This is a genomic window from Streptomyces beihaiensis (assembly GCF_026274175.1).
Classification (GTDB): domain Bacteria; phylum Actinomycetota; class Actinomycetes; order Streptomycetales; family Streptomycetaceae; genus Streptomyces; species Streptomyces beihaiensis.
On record NZ_JAPHNL010000247.1, the window covers coordinates 1 to 443 of the forward strand.

Genomic DNA, 443 nt, shown 5'->3' on the forward strand with positions numbered 1-443 from the left:
GCGAGGAGCGTGGCGAGGTCGCCCTTGCCGTTCTGTTCGATGGCGGTGTCGAGCTGGTCGGCCATCAGCGTGTCGTAGACCGGGCGTTCGACGTCCCGGAAGACGCCGATGGGCGTGTGGTGCAGGGTCGCCGGGTCGGCGAGGCGGGCCAGTGCGAACGCGGTGGTCGGGGACGTGGAGTGTGCGTCGTGGACCAGGACGCGGTCGCGGTTGGTGTCGGTGATGTCGACGATGTGGAGGTCGCCGGTGGCCGGGTCGCGTACGACGCCCTTCGACCGGTCGGTGCCGAAGGTGATGGGCTGGTCGTGTTCGAGGCGGATGACGGCTTGTTCGGCCTGTTCCTTGTCCTTGAGGATCTCGAAGGCGCCGTCGTTGAAGATGTTGCAGTTCTGGTAGATCTCCACCAGGGCGGTGCCGGGGTGTTCGGCGGCCTGGCGCAGGAC

The 443-nt window shown here is 67.7% G+C and carries 1 pseudogene; it reads right to left on the reverse strand.

Annotation, left to right across the window (positions count from 1 at the left end):
• A pseudogene (locus OFY01_RS19205) lies at positions 1-443 on the reverse strand (2-oxoacid:ferredoxin oxidoreductase subunit beta); the annotation flags it as partial.